This is a genomic window from Nocardioides panacis (assembly GCF_019039255.1).
Classification (GTDB): domain Bacteria; phylum Actinomycetota; class Actinomycetes; order Propionibacteriales; family Nocardioidaceae; genus Nocardioides_B; species Nocardioides_B panacis.
This window is the reverse complement of record NZ_CP077062.1, coordinates 835,139-852,307: the sequence shown is the minus strand read 5'-3', so window position 1 is coordinate 852,307 and position 17,169 is coordinate 835,139. Positions and strand designations below refer to the sequence as shown.

18 protein-coding genes and 2 tRNA genes are annotated in these 17,169 nt (G+C 72.7%); 7 read left to right on the top strand and 13 right to left on the bottom strand.

The features are described 5' to 3' along the window. Positions 1-18 precede the first annotated feature (18 nt). Positions 19-1,113, top strand: coding sequence for a trans-sulfuration enzyme family protein (locus KRR39_RS04260; RefSeq protein ID WP_216940891.1), 1,095 nt, complete (start codon positions 19-21; stop codon positions 1,111-1,113). Positions 1,114-1,116: 3 nt separating this feature from the next. Here KRR39_RS04260 and KRR39_RS04255 read toward each other — a convergent pair whose 3' ends face one another. Continuing rightward, positions 1,117-2,118 carry an NAD(P)H-dependent glycerol-3-phosphate dehydrogenase gene (locus KRR39_RS04255; protein ID WP_216940890.1) on the bottom strand — a complete coding sequence of 334 codons (1,002 nt, stop codon included), beginning with the start codon at positions 2,116-2,118 and terminating at the stop codon, positions 1,117-1,119. Beyond that, positions 2,115-2,891 carry a lysophospholipid acyltransferase family protein gene (locus KRR39_RS04250; RefSeq protein ID WP_216940889.1) on the bottom strand — a complete coding sequence of 259 codons (777 nt, stop codon included), beginning with the start codon at positions 2,889-2,891 and terminating at the stop codon, positions 2,115-2,117. The genes KRR39_RS04255 and KRR39_RS04250 overlap by 4 nt, the downstream gene beginning before the upstream one ends. A gap of 133 nt (positions 2,892-3,024) precedes the next feature. On the opposite strand from KRR39_RS04250, the gene cofC reads away from it, so the two are divergent. Both cofC and KRR39_RS04240 read left to right on the top strand, forming a co-directional pair. Then, positions 3,025-3,669, top strand: coding sequence for a 2-phospho-L-lactate guanylyltransferase (cofC, locus tag KRR39_RS04245; RefSeq protein ID WP_216940888.1), 645 nt, complete (start codon positions 3,025-3,027; stop codon positions 3,667-3,669). A 10-nt stretch (positions 3,670-3,679) separates the two neighbouring features. Then, on the top strand, positions 3,680-3,886 hold the full coding sequence (locus KRR39_RS04240) for a hypothetical protein (RefSeq protein WP_216940887.1): 207 nt from the start codon (positions 3,680-3,682) through the stop codon (positions 3,884-3,886). 72 nt (positions 3,887-3,958) lie between these two features. On the opposite strand, the gene KRR39_RS04235 is transcribed toward KRR39_RS04240, so the two are convergent. The 3 genes from KRR39_RS04235 to leuC form a co-directional block, all read right to left on the bottom strand. Next, positions 3,959-4,747, bottom strand: a complete 789-nt coding sequence (locus KRR39_RS04235) for an HU family DNA-binding protein (RefSeq protein ID WP_216940886.1) — start codon at positions 4,745-4,747, stop codon at positions 3,959-3,961. A 156-nt stretch (positions 4,748-4,903) separates the two neighbouring features. Continuing rightward, entirely contained in the window at positions 4,904-5,491 is a 588-nt protein-coding gene (leuD, locus tag KRR39_RS04230; RefSeq protein ID WP_216940885.1) for a 3-isopropylmalate dehydratase small subunit, read from the bottom strand. A gap of 18 nt (positions 5,492-5,509) precedes the next feature. Next, positions 5,510-6,919, bottom strand: coding sequence for a 3-isopropylmalate dehydratase large subunit (gene leuC / locus KRR39_RS04225; protein ID WP_216940884.1), 1,410 nt, complete (start codon positions 6,917-6,919; stop codon positions 5,510-5,512). A 132-nt stretch (positions 6,920-7,051) separates the two neighbouring features. Between leuC and KRR39_RS04220 the strand changes: the two genes are divergently transcribed. Next, positions 7,052-7,771, top strand: a complete 720-nt coding sequence (locus KRR39_RS04220; RefSeq protein WP_216940883.1) for an IclR family transcriptional regulator — start codon at positions 7,052-7,054, stop codon at positions 7,769-7,771. Between the two features lie 9 nt (positions 7,772-7,780). Here the strand turns inward: KRR39_RS04220 and KRR39_RS04215 are convergent, their stop codons facing one another. From KRR39_RS04215 to KRR39_RS04185, 7 genes are all read right to left on the bottom strand, one after another. Continuing rightward, a complete protein-coding gene (locus tag KRR39_RS04215) occupies positions 7,781-8,305 on the bottom strand; it encodes a methylated-DNA--[protein]-cysteine S-methyltransferase (protein ID WP_216940882.1) in 525 nt (174 codons plus the stop codon). Position 8,306: 1 nt separating this feature from the next. After that, the gene (locus KRR39_RS04210) at positions 8,307-9,824 is read right to left on the bottom strand and encodes a DNA-3-methyladenine glycosylase 2 family protein (RefSeq protein WP_216940881.1); all 1,518 of its coding nucleotides are present in this window, start codon (positions 9,822-9,824) and stop codon (positions 8,307-8,309) included. Between the two features lie 119 nt (positions 9,825-9,943). Continuing rightward, positions 9,944-10,016: transfer RNA gene (locus tag KRR39_RS04205), tRNA-Glu, on the bottom strand. A 76-nt stretch (positions 10,017-10,092) separates the two neighbouring features. Next, positions 10,093-10,164: transfer RNA gene (locus KRR39_RS04200), tRNA-Gln, on the bottom strand. 102 nt (positions 10,165-10,266) lie between these two features. Beyond that, entirely contained in the window at positions 10,267-11,265 is a 999-nt protein-coding gene (locus KRR39_RS04195) for a CPBP family intramembrane glutamic endopeptidase (RefSeq protein ID WP_254185504.1), read from the bottom strand. A 34-nt stretch (positions 11,266-11,299) separates the two neighbouring features. Beyond that, complete coding sequence (gene gltX, locus KRR39_RS04190) at positions 11,300-12,721, bottom strand: glutamate--tRNA ligase (RefSeq protein ID WP_216942364.1); 1,422 nt, start codon at positions 12,719-12,721, stop codon at positions 11,300-11,302. Between the two features lie 66 nt (positions 12,722-12,787). Continuing rightward, positions 12,788-13,588, bottom strand: a complete 801-nt coding sequence (locus KRR39_RS04185) for a fumarylacetoacetate hydrolase family protein (protein ID WP_216940880.1) — start codon at positions 13,586-13,588, stop codon at positions 12,788-12,790. A gap of 488 nt (positions 13,589-14,076) precedes the next feature. Between KRR39_RS04185 and KRR39_RS24310 the strand changes: the two genes are divergently transcribed. Then, entirely contained in the window at positions 14,077-14,535 is a 459-nt protein-coding gene (locus tag KRR39_RS24310) for a hypothetical protein (RefSeq protein ID WP_254185503.1), read from the top strand. A gap of 5 nt (positions 14,536-14,540) precedes the next feature. On the opposite strand, the gene KRR39_RS04175 is transcribed toward KRR39_RS24310, so the two are convergent. After that, entirely contained in the window at positions 14,541-15,122 is a 582-nt protein-coding gene (locus KRR39_RS04175) for a hypothetical protein (RefSeq protein ID WP_216940879.1), read from the bottom strand. A 59-nt stretch (positions 15,123-15,181) separates the two neighbouring features. Between KRR39_RS04175 and KRR39_RS04170 the strand changes: the two genes are divergently transcribed. Both KRR39_RS04170 and KRR39_RS04165 read left to right on the top strand, forming a co-directional pair. Next, entirely contained in the window at positions 15,182-15,877 is a 696-nt protein-coding gene (locus KRR39_RS04170) for a response regulator transcription factor (RefSeq protein ID WP_216940878.1), read from the top strand. Next, the gene (locus tag KRR39_RS04165; protein ID WP_216940877.1) at positions 15,877-17,163 is read left to right on the top strand and encodes a HAMP domain-containing sensor histidine kinase; all 1,287 of its coding nucleotides are present in this window, start codon (positions 15,877-15,879) and stop codon (positions 17,161-17,163) included. Before KRR39_RS04170 ends, KRR39_RS04165 begins: the two co-directional genes overlap by 1 nt. Positions 17,164-17,169: the final 6 nt, after the last annotated feature.

Sequence of the window (17,169 nt, the reverse complement as noted above, 5' to 3'; positions counted from 1 at the left end):
CCGGCCTAGGCTGCTGGCATGTCCCCCGAGCATCCCGCAGCCCGTCCGTCGTACCGTCCGGCCACCCTCGCGGTGACCTCCGGCCGCCCGCCGCACGTCGCCGACAACCCCCTGAACGAGCCGCTGACGATGGCCTCGACGTACGTCGCCGGCGGCGACGTGGAGTACGGCCGCTACGGCAACCCGACCTGGTCGGCCTTCGAGCAGGCCCTCGGCGACCTCGAGGGCGGCCGGTGCCTGGCGTTCTCCACCGGCCTCGCGGCGGTCGCCACGATCCTCGACCTGGTCGGGAACGGCGCCAAGGTCGTCGCCCCGCGGCACGCCTACAACGGGTGCGTCATGCAGATGGCCGACCTCGAGGCGCGCGGACGGATCAGCCTGCAGCTGGTCGACATCACCGACACCGAGGCGGTGGTGAAGGCCTGCGACGACGCCGCGCTGGTGTGGCTCGAGTCGCCGACCAACCCGGCCCTCGAGATCGCCGACATCCCGCCGATCGTGGCCGCCGCGCACGACGCCGGCGCCTACGTGGTGGTGGACAACACCTTCGCCACCCCGCTGCTCCAGCAGCCGCTGTCGCTGGACGCCGACCTCGTCGTGCACTCGGCGACCAAGTTCATCGCCGGGCACAGCGACGTGCTGCTCGGCGCCGTGGTGACCTCCGACGTCCAGCTCTTCGACGTGCTGAAGAAGCGCCGCGACATGATCGGCGCGACGCCCGGGACCTTCGAGACCTGGCTGGCGCTGCGCGGGCTGCGCACGCTGCACGTCCGGCTCGAGCGCGCGCAGGCCAACGCCCAGGAGCTGGTCCGGCGGCTGCGCGAGCACCCGGCCGTGGGCGAGGTCCGCTACCCGGGGTTCGGCGCGATCGTGTCCGTCGTGCTCACCGACGGGGCGCTGGCCGCGGACCTGCTGACCCGCAAGACCCGGCTGTGGGTGCACGCGACCAGCCTCGGCAGCGTCGAGTCGACCTTCGAGCGACGCCGCCGCTGGAAGACCGAACCGGCCACCATCCCGGAGGGCCTGGTGCGGATGTCGGTCGGCATCGAGGACGTCGACGACCTCTGGGACGACCTGGCCGCCGCCCTCGACGACCTCACCCTCCCCGGCTGATCGTCAGTCGCGCTCGTGCTTGGTCTCCTTGGAGATCAGCTCGGTGAGCATGTCCGCGGCGGTCATCTCGCCCTCGACGACGGCGTGCACCGCCTCGACGATCGGCGCGTAGACGTCGGCCCGCTCGGCCAGCGCCAGCAGGGACGACGCGGTCTTCACGCCCTCGGCGACCTGCCGGGTGGAGGAGGTGATCTCCTCGGTGGTCATGCCACGGCCGAGCTTCTCGCCGAACGTCCGGTTGCGCGACAGCGGCGAGGAGCAGCTCGCCACCAGGTCGCCGAGCCCGGCCAGCCCCATCAGCGTCATCGGGTCGGCGCCGTACACCGTGGCGAGCCGGGCGATCTCGGCCAGCCCGCGGGTGATCACCGAGGCGGTGGTGTTGTCGCCGAACCCGAGCCCGACGGCCATCCCGACGCTCAGCGCGATCACGTTCTTGTAGGCGCCGCCGAGCTCGCAGCCGACCACGTCCGTGCTGGAGTAGGGCCGGAACGTCGCGGAGTGGCACATCGCCCGCAGCCGCTTGACGTTCTCCTCGTCGGTGCAGGCGACCACGCTGGCGGCCGGCTCGCGGCTGGCGATCTCCTTGGCCAGGTTGGGGCCGCTGACCACGCCGACGCGTGCGGGGTCCACGCCGGCGACCTCGGTGACCACCTCGCTCATCCGCTTGAGGGTGCCGAGCTCGACCCCCTTCATCAGGGACACCAGCAGGGCGTCCTTCGGGATGATGTCGACCCACTCGGTGAGGTTGGCGCGGAAGGTCTGCGACGGCACCACGAAGAACACCGCCTCCGCACCGTGCAGCGCACGCTCCGGGTCGTGGGTCGCGTTGACCGCGTCGGGCAGCTCGATGCCCGGGAGGTAGTCACTGTTCTCGCGCTTGTCGTTGATCGTCGCGCAGAGCTCCTCGCGGCGGGCCCACAACGTCACGTCGCTGCCGGCGTCCGCGAGGACCACCGAGAACGCGGTGCCCCACGACCCGGCTCCGAACACTGCCACCTTGCTCATGCACGTCTCCTGTTCCGGGACTTCTTCTCGTGCGGGTTGCCGATCTCGCGTACGCCTACCGCGCGCGGGTCGAACCGCACCGCGGGTGCCTGCCCGCCGCGGATGCCCTCGAGCAGCCGGGTCACCTCGTCCATGATCCGGTCGGTGGCCTCGCGGAGCACGTCCGGCGAGAGCGGCTTGGACCGGAGGTCGTCGAGGTCGACCGGGGCGCCGGCCGCGACGTAGATGGTCTTGCGGGGCAGCAGCCGGGGCCGCTTCGCGTAGGGCGCCAGGATGTGGTTCGGTCCCCACTGGGCGACGGGGATCACCGGGACCCCTGCCGTCAGGGCGATCCGGGCGGCACCGGTCCGTCCGGTCATCGGCCACATGTCCGACTGCCGGGTGATCGTGCCCTCGGGGTAGACCACCACGCACTCCCCCTTCTCCACCGCCTCGACCGCGGCCCGGAAAGCGAGGGACGCGTCGGCGCTGAGCCGGTAGACCGGGATCTGGCCGGCACCGCGGACCAGCCGTCCTCCCAGGGGCACGTCGAACACGGCGGCCTTCGCGAGGAACCGCGGGAGCCGGCCGTGGTCGTAGACGAAGTGCGCGAACGTGAACGGGTCGACGTGGGAGACGTGGTTGCTCACCACGACGCAGCCACCGGTGGCCGGGAGGTGCTCGCCGCCGGACCAGCGCCGCTTGGTGAACAGCAGCAGCAGCGGCTCGACGATGGCGATGCAGATGGCGAACGCCCAGCCCCGCTTCTGCTGGAGCCTGCGCGGCTTCGGCACGTCGTCCTCCCCTGCTGTCCTGTCGTCACCGACGGTGTGCGGTGAGGGTACCCGCGCACAGCATGCCGCATCGGGAGCGTCGAGCAGCGGACGCCCGCGGCCGGCGGCGCCGCCACCTGGCACGATTGCCCCGATGCCTTCCGCCCCGACCGTCCGCTTCGCCGTCCTCGTGCCGGTCAAGCCCCCTGCCTTCGCCAAGTCGAGGCTGCGCGACCTCGGCGACGACGCGCGCCGCGACCTGGCGACCGCGTTCGCGGTCGACACGGTGACCGCCGCGGCGGCCTGCCCGCTCGTCGACCGGGTCCTGGTGGTCACCGACGACCACGTGCTCGCGCGCGGCCTGGCCGACCTCGGGGTCGACGTGATCCCCGACGGCACCAGCGACGACCTGAACGGCACGCTGGCCCTGGCCGCGGCCGAGATGCACCGACGGCGCCCCGACCTGCGGCTCGTCGCGCTGTGCGCCGACCTGCCCGCGCTGCGTCCCGAGGAGCTCGCCCACGCACTGGCCGCCACCCCGGCGGACGCGATGGCCTTCGTCGCGGACGCCGACGGCATCGGTACGACGGCCGTGGTGGCGCCGAGCCTCGCCCTGTTCCACCCGGCGTTCGGTCCCGCGTCGCGGCAGCGCCACCTCGACGCGGGGGCGCACGAGGTCGACGGGGTCGACGTACCCACGCTGCGACGGGACGTGGACGACCGCGACGACCTGGTCGAGGCGCTGCGGCTCGGCGTCGGCCGGAGCACGTCGCTGGTCACCACGGTGCTCGGACTCTAGGGTCGGGGCCATGCAGGGCACGGTCTCCGCCTACGACGCGGACACGCACGACGGACGGGTGCTGCTCGACGACGGCGTCGAGCTCGCCTTCCCCGCCTCCGCGCTGGACGGCAGCCGGCTGCGGCTGCTGCGCCCCGGCCAGCGGGTGCGGCTCGAGACCACCGGCACCGCCGGGTCGCTGCAGGTCGTCGGCCTGCAGATCCTCACCCTGCACTGAGTCACGCAGGTCCCCCGGACACGACGAAGGGCCTGCCCCACGGGCAGACCCTTCGTCGATCGGGTGGAGCGGTCAGGCCTTCTTCGCCGCGGTCTTCTTGGCGGGAGCCTTCTTGGCGGTGGTCTTCTTCGCCGGGGCCTTCTTGGCGACCGTCTTGGTGGCGGTCTTCTTGGCCGGCGCCCTGGTGGCCGTCGTCTTCGTGGCGACCGACTTGGTGGCGGTCTTGCGGGCCGGGGCCTTGGCAGCCGTCTTGGTGGCGGGCGCCTTCTTCGCGACCGTCTTGGTGGCGGTCTTCTTGGCCGGGGCCTTGGTGGCGGGCGCCTTCTTTGCGACCGTCTTGGTGGCGGTCTTCTTGGCCGGGGCCTTGGTCGCCGTCTTGGTGGCGGGTGCCTTCTTGGCCGCGACCTTGGTGGCGGGAGCCTTCTTCGCGGCGGCCTTGGTCGCCGGCGCCTTCTTCGCCGCCGTCCTGGTCGCGGGCGCCTTCTTCGCAGCGGCCTTGGTGGCCGGGGCCGCCTTCTTGGCGGTGCTGGTCGCGGCCTTCGCGCCGGTGGTGGCCGCAGCGACGGTCAGCTTGGGGAGCTTCTTCGCACCTGAGACGACGGCCTTCAGGTCCGCACCCGCACTGAACTTCGGGATGGCGGTCTTCTTGGCCTTGATGCGCTCGCCGGTCCGCGGGTTGCGGACCCAGCGCGCGTCACGGACCCGCTTCTCGAAGGAGCCGAAGCCCGTGATGGCGACCTTCTCGCCCTTCGCGACCTCGCGGGTGATGGTGTCGAGAACCGACTCGAGTGCGTGAGCAGCCTGCTTGCGGTTGCCCTCGAAGCGCGCAGCGAGGGTGTCGATCAACTGACTCTTGTTCACAAGCTTCCCTTCCGTGAACCTGTCCAGGGTCGGGCAAATGCCCGACTACTGCTTGGAACGCTAGGGAAAAGTCGCCGTCCTCACAATCTCTACACGCGGTTTTCCCTTGCATCTTTGGGAAAACTCTGCAAGAAGGCGCGCCCAGAGGCCTTAAACCTAGAGAGTGACGGGCTTCCAGGACGGTCGGGTCGACTCGTACGTCGCGATGTCGTCGGCGTGCGACAGCGTGATACCGACGTCGTCGAGGCCCTCGAGCAGCCGCCAGCGGGTGTAGTCGTCGATCTCGAAGGGCGCCGTCAGGGCACCCGCCTGGATGCTCCGCTCCTGCAGGTCCACGACGATCTCGGTGCTCGGCTCGGTCTCGATCAGCTTCCACAGCTGCTCGACGACGTCCTGGGTCACCTGGGCCGCGACGAGGCCGGCCTTGCCGGAGTTGCCGCGGAAGATGTCGGCGAACCGGCTGGAGATCACGGCCTTGAAGCCGTAGTCCATCAACGCCCACACGGCGTGCTCGCGCGACGAGCCGGTGCCGAAGTCCGGTCCGGCGACGAGCACGCTCGCCCCGTCGTGCTCCGGGCGGTTGATGACGAACTCCGGGTCCCTGCGCCAGGCCGCGAACAGCCCGTCCTCGAAGCCGGTGCGGGTGACCCGCTTGAGGTAGACCGCCGGGATGATCTGGTCGGTGTCGACGTTGCTGCGCCGCAGCGGCAGGCCGGTGCCGGCGTGCCGGGTGAACTTCTCCATGACGTCAGTCCTTCGTGGTCAGGCGAGCGGGGGCAGGTCGGAGGGCGAGGCGAGCGTCCCGGTCACCGCGGTCGCGGCGGCCACCAGCGGCGAGACCAGGTGCGTGCGACCGCCCTTGCCCTGCCGTCCCTCGAAGTTGCGGTTCGACGTGGAGGCACTGCGCTCACCGGGCTCGAGCTGGTCGGGGTTCATGCCCAGGCACATCGAGCAGCCGGCTCCGCGCCACTCGCCGCCGGCCTCCTTGAAGACCACGTCGAGGCCCTCGTCCTCGGCCTGCAGCCGGACCCGGAACGAGCCGGGCACGACGAGCAGGCGGGTGTCCTTCGCGACGTGCCGTCCCTTGATCACCTCGGCGGCGGCGCGCAGGTCCTCGATGCGGCCGTTGGTGCACGAGCCGACGAACACCGTGTCGACCTTCACCTCGCGCATCGGGGTGCCGGCCACCAGACCCATGTACTCCAAGGCCTTCTCGGCGGCGACCTGGTCGCCCTCGTCCTCGAAGTCCGCGGGGCTCGGCACGCTGGCGCCGAGCTGCACGCCCTGGCCGGGGTTGGTGCCCCACGTGACGAACGGGGTCATCTCCGAGGCGTCGAGCACGATCTCCCGGTCGAAGGTCGCGTCGTCGTCGGTGACCAGCGAGCGCCAGTGCTCGACGGCGGCGTCCCAGTCCTCGCCCTTCGGTGCCTCGGGACGACCGTGCACGTAGTCGAACGTGGTCTGGTCGGGGCCGATCAGGCCGGCCTTGGCGCCCCACTCGATGGACATGTTGCAGATCGTCATCCGGGCCTCCATCGAGAGCTCCTCGATGGCGGGTCCGCGGTACTCCACGATGTAGCCCTGGCCGCCGCCGGTGCCGGTGTGCGCGATCAGCGTGAGCACCAGGTCCTTGGCCGTGACGCCCTCGGGCAGCGAGCCGTTGACGGTGACGGCCATCGTCTTCGGCCGGGCCTGCATCAGCGTCTGGGTGGCCAGCACGTGCTCGACCTCGCTGGTGCCGATGCCGAAGGCGATGGAGCCGAAGGCGCCGTGCGTCGAGGTGTGCGAGTCGCCGCAGACGATCGTCATGCCGGGCTGGGTGAGGCCCAGTTGCGGGCCGATGATGTGCACGATGCCCTGCTCCACGTCGCCCAGCGAGTGCAGCCGCACGCCGAACTCCTCGGCGTTGCGGCGCAGCGTGTCGACCTGGGTGCGCGAGACGGGGTCGGCGATCGGCTTGTCCCAGTCGACCGTGGGCACGTTGTGGTCCTCGGTGGCCAGGGTCAGGTCGGGGCGACGGACCGGACGACCGGCCAGCCGCAGCCCGTCGAAGGCCTGCGGGGAGGTGACCTCGTGGATCAGGTGGAGGTCGATGTAGAGAAGGTCGGGCTCCCCCGGCGCGCTCCGGACGACGTGCTCGTCCCAGACTTTCTCGGCAAGGGTCCTGCCCATGACCTCTCCTCGGCTTCGTGTTCGACGACGTGTGATGACGTGTTGCCGGCCCTGCGGCTCGGTCCCAGACTGGACCTGCGCGGTTGCCCGACTCGACTTGCAATCCATATTGTGAGACGGCATTATCAGAGTATGGACAACTCTAGCGGAGTCGGCGTCCTCGACAAAGCCGCTCTCGTTCTCTCCGCGCTCGAGGCCGGACCGGCCACGCTCGCCGGCCTGGTCGCCGGCACCGGGCTGGCCCGGCCCACCGCGCACCGCCTCGCGGTCGCCCTCGAGCACCACCGTCTGGTCGCCCGGGACATGCAGGGCCGGTTCGTGCTCGGACCCCGGCTGGCCGAGCTCTCCGCGGCCGCCGGCGAGGACCGCCTGCTCGCCGCCGCCGGCCCGGTGCTCGCCCGGCTGCGGGACATCACCGGCGAGTCCGCGCAGATGTGGCGCCGCCAGGGCGACTACCGCGTCTGCGTCGCCGCCGCCGAGCGTCCCTCCGGCCTGCGCGACACGATCCCGGTCGGCTCACAGCTGACCATGCGGGCCGGCTCCGCGGCCCAGATCCTGCTCGCCTGGGAGGACCCCGAGCGGATGCACCGCGGCCTGCAGAACGCGGCCTTCTCCGCCACCGCGCTGGCCGGCATCCGGCGCCGCGGGTGGGCGCAGTCCGTGGGCGAGCGCGAGCAGGGAGTGGCCTCGGTGTCCGCACCGATCCGCTCCCCCTCGGGCAAGATCATCGCCGCGGTGTCGGTCTCCGGACCGCTCGAGCGACTCTCCCGGCAGCCCGGCCGGATGCACGCCCCCGCGGTGCTCGCGGCCGCCGAGCGGCTGTCGGAGTCGCTGCGCCGGGCCGCCGAGTAGCCGCAGCACTCAGAACAGCGCGTCGGTCTCCAGGTCGAGCAGCGCCTGCTTGCGCTCGACGCCGCCGGCATAGCCGGTCAGCGTGCCGTCGGCGCCCACCACGCGGTGGCACGGGATCACGATCGGGATCGGGTTGCGACCGTTGGCCATCCCGACCGCCCGCGACCCGTGCCCGGTCATCCCGAGCCGGCCGGCGATCTCGCCGTACGTCGCGGTCCGTCCCCACGCGATCGTCTTCAGCTGGTCCCACACGGTGAGCTGGAAGGGCGTGCCCTGCGGCCGCACCGGCAGGTCGAACACCTTGAGCTCCTTGGCGAAGTAGGCGTCGAGCTGGCGGCGCACCTCCGCGAGCAGGGGGTCCGCGTCGTCGCGGTCCCCCACCGGCTGCCCGAGCGAGCGGGCGGCCGCCAGGCCGACCGACGAGCGGGCGGACAGCCCGGTCTGGCGCGGTCCTTCGAACTCGATGGCCGTCACGGCGTCGCGGTGCGCGATCACCCGCAGCGGCCCGACGGGCGACTCGACCGAGGTCCACATGTCAGTTCTCCTTCACGGTGTCGGGGGTGGTGCTGCGGGCCGGCCTGAGGTCGAGGGTCGACCACAGGTGCATCAGCCCGTAGGAGCGCCAGGGGCGCCATCTCTCCGCGGCCCGGGCGGCCAGCGTGGGGTCGTCGCCCCGGTCGGTCAGCGCGCGGCGCACGCCGATGTCGGTGGGCAGGAAGACGTCGGGGTCGCCGAGCGCGCGCAGCGCGACGTAGTCGGCGGTCCAGGGCCCGATCCCGGGCAGGGCGAGCAGCCGGGCCCGCACCTCGGCGCGGTCGGCGCTGCGGTCCAGGGGCACCTCGCCGTCGGCCAGCGCCCGGCACAGGCCGACCAGGGCCCGTCCCCGCGCCCGCGGCATCGGCAGCTCCCCGGGGTCCGCCGCGGCCAGCGCCCCGGCGGTGGGGAACAGCCGTCCGGGCCCGCCGCACGTCGACCCGGCGGCGCTGTCCGCGCCGTAGCGCGCGACCAGCTTGCCGCCGAGCGAGATCGCCCCGGCCAGCGAGATCTGCTGGCCGATCACGGCCCGGATCGCGATCTCGTCGCCGTCGACGCTCCCCGGCACCCGCAGCCCCGGCCGCTGCCGGACGAGCGCGGCCATCCGCGGGTCGTCGGAGAGCCCGTCGTCGACCGCGATCGGGTCGCAGTCCGCGTCCAGCAGGCGGCGGCAGCGCTCCACGGCAGCCCCCACGTCGCGCAGGTCGTGCACGGTCAGCTCGCAGCGCACGAAGGTCGTCGCGGCCGCCCCGGCGTGCGGGTCGTCGGGCGGGAACACCAGCCGCACGTGGCCGTCGCCGTGCGGCAGCGTCAGCGTGCGGGCGTACCAGTCCGGGCCGCACTGCTCGACGCCCGGCACCAGGTGCGCGGCCAGGAACCGCAGCACCTCTCCCCCGGCGTACGGCACCCGCACCGGCAGCCGCAGGTCGATGCGGCCCGGGGTCGTCACGGCCCGACGGGAGCGTCCCCGCAGCTCGGTGGGCGTGCTGGCGTACACCTCGCGCACGGTGTCGTTGAACTGCCGGATGCTCGCGAAGCCGGCCGCGAAGGCGACGTCGGCGAACGGCATCGCCGTGGTCTCGATCAGGATCCGGGCGTTCTGCGCGCGGCGGGCCCGGGCCAGGGCGAGCGGGCCCGCCCCGAGCTCGGCGGCGAGCAGCCGCTGCAGGTGCCGCGGGGTGTAGCCGACCCGGGCGGCGAGGCCGTCGACTCCGTCGCGCTCGACCACGCCGTCGGCGATCAGCCGCATCGCCCGGCCGGCCGCGTCGGCCGCGACGTCCCAGTCCGGGGAGCCGGGCGTCGCGTCCGGCAGGCAGCGCTTGCAGGCCTGGAAGCCGGCGGCCTGCGCGGCGGCGGCGGTGCGGTGGAAGGTCACGTTGCGGCGGGCCGGCGTGATCGCCGGGCAGGAGGGCCGGCAGTAGATGCCGGTCGAGGTGACCCCGGTGTAGAAGACCCCGTCGAAGCGCCGGTCCCGGCTCTTCACCGCCCGGTAGCAGGCCTCGGTGTCCTCGATGTCCATGACCACGATCCTGCCGCACCGACCGCCCGGGTGCTAGCGGGATTCGGACACGACCGTGCGGGGCCCTGGAACGCGGAAGAGGGCCGGTCCCTGGTGGGGACCGACCCTCTTCGCCTGGGTACCCCCGACCGGATTCGAACCGGCGCTACCGCCTTGAGAGGGCGGCGTGCTAGGCCACTACACAACGGGGGCGAGGCGACCGCGACTCTAGCCAAGGCCGGAGATCACAGTCCAATCGGGTGATGCTGGGTGCTGCTGGTGGTGCTAGCTGGGGTACTAGGACTCGAACCTAGACTAACTGGACCAGAACCAGTCGGGCTGCCAATTACCCCATACCCCATGGGATGTGCGCTCCTTGCGAAGCCCGGATGAGAATACACGTCGGCGACTCCCCCACCAAAACGGGCGAACGCCCGCCCGGCACGGCGTGAGAACGCTCACGTCACGCGGTCGCCAGGTCCGCCGACGGGGCCGCTCCGGGTTCCCACGACGGGGGTGCGGTGTGCGTCTGGAGACGCATCCGGCGGGCCGCGGCGTAGACCAGACCGGCGTACACCACGGACTGCGTCACGGTGAGCACGATGTTCCACCAGCTCGCCGAGGAGGTGTTCAGCGTCTCGCTGATGTCACCGAAGGCGAGGGCCAGGCCGAGGGCGAAGAAGTTGTTCACGATGTGCAGCGCGATGCCCGCCTCGAGGCCCCCGGTGGCCGTGACCAGCCAGCCGGCGATCAGCCCGAACGCGAACCGGTCGAAGAACAGCGGGAAGTTCTGGGCGCCGTGCGCGAGCGCGAACATCGTGGCCGTCGCGACGATCGCGATCCAGCGGCTGCCGAACAGCGAGCCGACCGCCTGCAGCAGGTAGCCGCGGAAGAGGTACTCCTCGCCGATGGCCTGCAGCGGGGTGGTCAGCAAGATGACGACGCCGCTGATCACCGTGCTGCGCGTCACCGCGGTGAGCGACCCGCTGATCTCCCCCGCGCTCGACGGGAGCAGCGCGCCGACGACGACCTGCGCGACCACCGCGACCACCGCGAAGCCGAGGCAGAGGGCGAAGAACCGCCACCGCATCCTCGGCACCACGGAGGCCAGCCACCGGGGGCGCATGCCGTGCAGCACCCGCATCAGGAACCAGGTCACCAGGGTGAGCGAGGCGATGCCCAGGTTGAGCCCGAGCAGCTCGGCCGGCCCGACCTTCTCCAGCGTCGAGGAGGCCATCACGTTGTCGACGTAGCTGCCGGGCTTGAACGCGTCGGCCACCGCGATCACCGCGAAGAACACCAGCGCCGCACCCACCACGAAGGCGAACCCCGCCAGCAGCATGCCCACGATCGGCTTCCACGGCGCGTAGGTCCAGGTGCGCAGCATCGCGTGGTACGGCGTCGGCTGGGCGTGCGGGAAGGACGGGTACCGCTGCGGCTGCTGGGGTTGCTGCACCGTCATCTGCTCCACCCGTTCCTCCGGACGCCGAGAACTGCTAGGACTGCTGCGCGTCCGCCAACCGGGCCAACGAACGGTCCCGCCCGAGAAGTTCCAGCGACTCGAACAGCGGAGGTGATACCCGCCGGCCGGTGATCGCAACCCGGACCGGTCCGAACGCGTTCTTCGGCTTCAGGCCGAGGCCCTCGACGAGGGCGGCCCGCAGGGCCTCCTCGATCGAGGCGGTGTCCCAGGTGCCCAGGCCGGCCAGCGCGTCGTGGGCGGCCTTGACCACCCCGCGGCCGGTCTCGTCGAGCAGCTTCTCCTCGTCGGCCGGGTCGCGGGCGAAGGACGCCTCGTCGACGAACAGGAACCCGAGCATCGCGACGCCCTCGGTGAGGTTGTTCATCCGCTCGTGCACCAGCGGCATCGCCCGGGCGAGCAGGTCGGCCTGCTCGGGCGTCACCGGGTCGGACAGCACACCCCCGCGCTGGAGGTACGGCGTCAGGCGGGCCGTCATCTCCTCGACCGACAGCAGCCGCATGTGCGCGGCGTTGATCGCGTCGAGCTTCTTGAGGTCGAAGCGGGCCGGGTTGGGGTTGACCCGGCGGATGTCGAAGACCTCGGCCATCTCGGTCATCGTGAAGACGTCCCGGTCGGCCGCGATCCCCCAGCCGAGCAGCGCCAGGTAGTTGAGCACGCCCTCGGGGAGGTAGCCGCCCTCGACGTAGTCGAGCAGGCCCGATCCCCGGTCCCGCTTGGACAGCCGCTTGTTGCCCTCGCCCATCACGATCGGCAGGTGCCCGAAGCGGGGGGCCCCGGTGCCGATGCCGATCGCCTCGAGCGCCTGGTAGAGCGCGATCTGGCGGGGGGTGCTGGAGAGCAGGTCCTCGCCGCGCAGCACGTGGGTGATCCCCATCAGCGCGTCGTCGGCCGGGTTGACCAGGGTGTAGAGCGGGTCGCCGTTGGCGCGCACCAGGGCGAAGTCCGGCACGTGCTCGGGCTGGAAGGTGACCTCGCCGCGGACCAGGTCGTCGAAGGTGATCGGGCCGGAGGGCATGCGCAGCCGGAGCACGGACGAGCGGCCGTCGGCCTCGAAGGCGGCGCGCTGCTCGGGCGTGAGGTCGCGGCAGAAGCCGTCGTACCCCTGCACCTTGGAGCCGGACGCCTTGCGGCGTGCCTCGACCTCCTCGGGGGTGCAGAAGCAGTCGTAGGCCGAGCCGGCCTCGTGCAGCCGGGTGGCGATGTCGCGGTAGAGGTCGAAGCGCTCGGACTGCTTGTAGGGCCCGACCGGTCCGCCGACCTCGGGTCCCTCGTCCCAGTCGATGCCCAGCCAGCGCAGCGAGTCCAGCACGGAGCGGTAGCCCTCCTCGGTGTTGCGGGCGAGGTCGGTGTCCTCGATCCGCAGCACCAGGGTGCCGCCGAAGTGCCGGGCGAACGCCCAGTTGAACAGCGCCGAGCGGGCGTTGCCGACGTGCAGGAAGCCGGTCGGGGACGGGGGAAGCGCACGCGCACCGCTTCGGGGGCGAGGTCGCCCAACACCGGGTCAGTCACGAGAAACCACCTTGCTGGTCAGGGAGCCGATGCCGGAGACGGTGACCTCGACCTCGTCGCCGACGTTCATGGGCCCGACACCGTCGGGGGTGCCGGTGAGGATCACGTCGCCGGGCAGCAGCGTCATCACCGAGGAGACGTAGGAGACCAGCGCGGCGACGTCGAAGACCATGTCCTTGGTGGACCCGTCCTGGACGAGGTCGCCGTTGAGGTGCGTGGTGACCTTGAGGTCGGAGGTGTCGAGGTCGGTCTCGATCCACGGGCCCAGCGGGCAGAACGAGTCGAAGCCCTTGGCCCGGGTGAACTGGACGTCGCCGCGCTGCAGGTCGCGCGCGGTCACGTCGTTGGCGACGGTGTAGCCGAAGATCACCTCGGCGACCCGCTCGGGCGCCACGTCGCGGCAGATCCGGCCGATCACGACCGCCAGCTCGCCCTCGTAGTGCACCTCGGAGGACTGCCGGGGGTAGAACACCGGGTCGCCGGGCCCGACCACCGAGGTGTTCGGCTTGAGGAACATCAGCGGCTCGGACGGGACGTCACCGCCCATCTCCGCGGCGTGGGCGGCGTAGTTCTTGCCGATCCCGACGACCTTGCTGCGCGGGATCACCGGCGCGAGCAGCCGCACCGCCGCCAGGTCGAGCTCGGTGTCGGTCAGCTGGAGGCCGACGTACAACGGGTCACCCGCGAGGGCGACGATCTTCGCGTCCTCGTCGGGGATGCCGAGGTCGTCGACGTCCCCCGTGATCACGCCGTACTGGGGCTCGTCACCGGTGGTGAACCTTGCGATACGCACCTGGTGAGCCTACCGGCGGCGACGGTGCGTGCTGGTGCCTACCCTGGTCCCTGTGCAAACCCTGCCTCCCGCCTGCGACCTGGTGCTCGACGAGCCCACCTGGTCGGCCCGTCGTGCCGCGCACGAGACCCGGGTCGACGCGTGGGTCCAGCCGCACCTCGCGCGGCGCGCGGCCGGCGTGGCGCACCCGGTCGAGGACTTCCTGTTCGGCTACTACGCGCAGCGTCCCGCGGCGCTGCGGCGCTGGCACCCGGGCTTCGGGACCGGGCTGGCCGACGGGGCGTCGTACGCGGGGCTGAAGGGGTACGAGGTCTCCACCACCCGGGAGTCCGGCGTCGCCGCCGTCACCCGCGAGCACCTGGACTCGCAGCGGGTGCTGCTGACCACGCTGCACCGGCTGCTGCGCGCCACCGCCGCCCGGCCGGCCCAGCTCGGCTGCTTCGGGATGCACGAGTGGGCGATGGTCTACCGGCTCCCCCCAGGACGACGTGCGGCACGCCTCCTGGCCGTTGCGGCTCGGGGGCGGCGGGACCGACGCGGTGGTCGAGTCGCACCGGATCTCCTGCACGCACTTCGACGCGTTCCGGTTCTTCACCGACGACGCCCGGCCGCGCAACACGCTGCAGCCGGCGAGCGACGACCGGCCGCAGTTCGAGCAGCCGGGCTGCCTGCACGCCGGGATGGACCTCTACAAGCACGCCTACCGGCTCTCGCCGCTGGTCTGCTCGGACCTGGTGGCCGACTGCTTCGAGCTCGCCCGCGACATCCGGGTCCTCGACATGCGCGCGTCGCCGTACGACCTGTCGGGGCTGGGGTACGCACCGGTGCGGGTCGAGACCGCGGCCGGGAAGGTGGAGTACGCCGCGGCCCAGCGCGCCTTCGCCGACCGCGGGGCGCCGCTGCGCGCGCGCCTGGTCGCCGAGTGCGAGCGCCTGCTGGCGGTCTGACCCGCTCAGTCGTCGGAGCGCTCGCCGCCCCGGTTCTCGGTGGAGAACCGTGGCGTGCCCGCGACGCACTCCGCGCGCACCTTGACCTCCCGCTCGTCGGCCCGGAACCTCACCTCCACCTCGCCGGGTCCGCGGGACCCGACCTCGACGCGGTAGCCGTCGCTGGGGCTGGCCGACTGGAGCGATGCGCTGGTGCCGGAGCAGCGCACGGCCACCGACCCGGCCGGGCCCTGCCAGGTGCGCTGCTGCGAGGCGGGCGGGGCGCTCTGCCCGGTCGGGGAGGGCGGTCCCGACGGGGAACGCCGGGGCGTGGGCGCCGACGGGGACGGGGACGGGGACGCCGTCCTCGTGGGCACGGGACCGGCCGTCCGTGACCGGGTCGCGGACGCCCGCGGCGAGGGCCGGATCGTGCCGGTCGACGCGGTGGGCACCGGCGGCTCCGCGGGCGTCGCCGCCTGCGGGGGCACGTCCGAGGCGGACAGCACCTGCTGGCCGGCGGCGTCGATGACCGCCCAGGTGACCGCGGAGGCCGAGATCACCACGGCGACCCAGGCGAGCACCCCGAGGACGAGCGACCGTCTGGTCATCTGCGCACTCTCCCACCGGTTCGTCCCCCGGGCCAGCCGGGCAGGCGTAGCGTGCCGCCATGACGAGCATCCTGGTCGTCGAGGACGACCCGGGGATCCGGATGGCCCTGTCGCGCGGCCTGCGCGACCGCGGGTACGTCGTGACCACCGCCGAGTCGGGGCTCGCCGCGCTCGAGGTGGCGGCCAAGGCCGAGCCGGACGTGGTGCTGCTCGACCTCGGGCTGCCCGACCTCGAGGGCCTGCAGGTCCTCGCGATGCTGCGCGGCCTCGGCGACACCCCGGTCATCGTGATCACCGCGCAGGACGACGACGCGACGATCGTGCGGGCGCTCGACGCGGGTGCCGACGACTACGTGGTCAAGCCGTTCGGCCTCGACCAGCTCGCGGCCCGGATGCGGGCGGTGCTGCGGCGCGGGACCGCGAGCACCCCGGACGCGACCGTCGTCGTGGGCGAGCTCGAGCTGGACCCGCGGGCCCGCAGCGTGCGGCTCGCCGGTGAGCCGGTCGACCTGTCCCGCAAGGAGTTCGACCTGCTGCTCGCGCTGGCCTCGCACGCCGGCCAGGTGATGTCCAAGCGGCAGCTGCTCTCCGACGTGTGGCAGCAGGCGTTCGGCGGCGGCGAGCGCACCGTCGACGTGCACCTGTCCTGGCTGCGTCGCAAGCTCGGGGAGTCGGCGGCCGAGCCGCGCTACCTGCACACGGTGCGCGGGGTGGGCGTGCGCCTGGTGGACCCGCGCACCGACGGCGGGACCTGATGCGGCGCCGGGTGGCCTGGCTGGTGGCGGCGACGACATCAGCGGTCGTCCTGGCGTTCGTGATCCCGCTGTGCCTGCTGGTGCGCACGATGGCCGAGGACCGCGGGATGGCCGGCGCCAACCAGGAGGCCCGCAACGTGGCGATCCTGGTCTCCAGCCTGCAGGACGACCCGCGGCTCGGTCCGCTGGTCACGGCGGTCGACGAGCGGGGACCGGCGCGGACCAGCGTGCTGACCGCGGACGGGACGGTCCTCGGCGCGGCCGCTCCCGGCCTGGCCCGCGACCCGTCGGTGCGCCGCGCCCGGGCGGGCAACGCCTTCACCCGCACCAGCCGCTCCGGCGCCGAGATCCTGGTGCCGGTGGTGAACGGGGCCGGCACCGACGTCGTGCGCACGACGGTGTCCGCCCAGGTCCTGCACCACGGGGTGACCCGGGCCTGGATCGGGATCGGGCTGCTCGGCACGCTGCTCCTGCTCGTCGCGATCGTGATCGCCGACCGCCTCGGCCGTCGGGTGAGCACCCCGGTGACGGCGCTGGCCGACGTGGCGCACCGGCTGCGGGGCGGCGACCTGGCGGCCCGCGCGGTGCCCGACGGTCCTCCGGAGACCCAGGAGCTCGGGGTCGCGCTGAACCGGCTGGCCGAGCGGATCACCGAGCTCCTCGCGGCCGAGCGCGCCGCGGTGGCCGACCTGTCCCACCGGCTCCGCACCCCGGTGACCGCCCTGCGGCTGGACGCCGAGGCCGTGCAGCAGGGCGAGATCGCCGAGCGCCTCCAGCAGCACATCGGTCACCTGCAGCGCACCATCGACGCGATCGTCAAGGAGGCCCGGCAGCCGCTGCGGCACGACATGGCGACGTCCTGCGACCCGGGCCCGGTGGTCCGCGACCGGGTGGCGTTCTGGTCGGCGCTCGCCGACGACCAGGACCGTGCGGTCACCGTGCACCTCTCCCCCGCGGTTCCCCGGGTCGCGGTCGACCCCGGGGACCTGCGTGACCTGCTCGACATCCTGGTGGACAACGTCTTCGCGCACACCCCCGAGGGCACCGCGTTCGCGATCACGCTCGAGCCGGTCGACGGAGCGGTGCGGCTGGTCGTCGAGGACCGGGGGCCGGGCATCCCCGACCGGTCGCACGCCCCCGCCGACCGCCCGGGATTCACCGGCCTCGGCCTGCAGATCGTGCGGCGCACGGTGGACGGGTTCGGCGGCCGGACGAGCATCCGGACCGCGCCGGACCGGGGCGCCGTGGTGGAGGTCCGGATGCCGGTGGTCCCCGCGTCGGAGTAGCCGGCG

What these genes read in the sequence shown, in the direction of transcription:
- KRR39_RS04260 (WP_216940891.1), top strand. Translation starts at nt 19, where the DNA reads ATGTCCCCCGAGCATCCCGCAGCCCGTCCGTCGTACCGTCCGGCCACC.
- KRR39_RS04255 (WP_216940890.1), bottom strand. Translation starts at nt 2,118, where the DNA reads ATGAGCAAGGTGGCAGTGTTCGGAGCCGGGTCGTGGGGCACCGCGTTC.
- cofC (WP_216940888.1), top strand. Translation starts at nt 3,025, where the DNA reads ATGCCTTCCGCCCCGACCGTCCGCTTCGCCGTCCTCGTGCCGGTCAAG.
- KRR39_RS04240 (WP_216940887.1), top strand. Translation starts at nt 3,680, where the DNA reads ATGCAGGGCACGGTCTCCGCCTACGACGCGGACACGCACGACGGACGG.
- leuD (WP_216940885.1), bottom strand. Translation starts at nt 5,491, where the DNA reads ATGGAGAAGTTCACCCGGCACGCCGGCACCGGCCTGCCGCTGCGGCGC.
- leuC (WP_216940884.1), bottom strand. Translation starts at nt 6,919, where the DNA reads ATGGGCAGGACCCTTGCCGAGAAAGTCTGGGACGAGCACGTCGTCCGG.
- KRR39_RS04220 (WP_216940883.1), top strand. Translation starts at nt 7,052, where the DNA reads ATGGACAACTCTAGCGGAGTCGGCGTCCTCGACAAAGCCGCTCTCGTT.
- KRR39_RS04215 (WP_216940882.1), bottom strand. Translation starts at nt 8,305, where the DNA reads ATGTGGACCTCGGTCGAGTCGCCCGTCGGGCCGCTGCGGGTGATCGCG.
- KRR39_RS04210 (WP_216940881.1), bottom strand. Translation starts at nt 9,824, where the DNA reads ATGGACATCGAGGACACCGAGGCCTGCTACCGGGCGGTGAAGAGCCGG.
- KRR39_RS04195 (WP_254185504.1), bottom strand. Translation starts at nt 11,265, where the DNA reads ATGACGGTGCAGCAACCCCAGCAGCCGCAGCGGTACCCGTCCTTCCCG.
- KRR39_RS04175 (WP_216940879.1), bottom strand. Translation starts at nt 15,122, where the DNA reads ATGACCAGACGGTCGCTCGTCCTCGGGGTGCTCGCCTGGGTCGCCGTG.
- KRR39_RS04170 (WP_216940878.1), top strand. Translation starts at nt 15,182, where the DNA reads ATGACGAGCATCCTGGTCGTCGAGGACGACCCGGGGATCCGGATGGCC.
- KRR39_RS04165 (WP_216940877.1), top strand. Translation starts at nt 15,877, where the DNA reads ATGCGGCGCCGGGTGGCCTGGCTGGTGGCGGCGACGACATCAGCGGTC.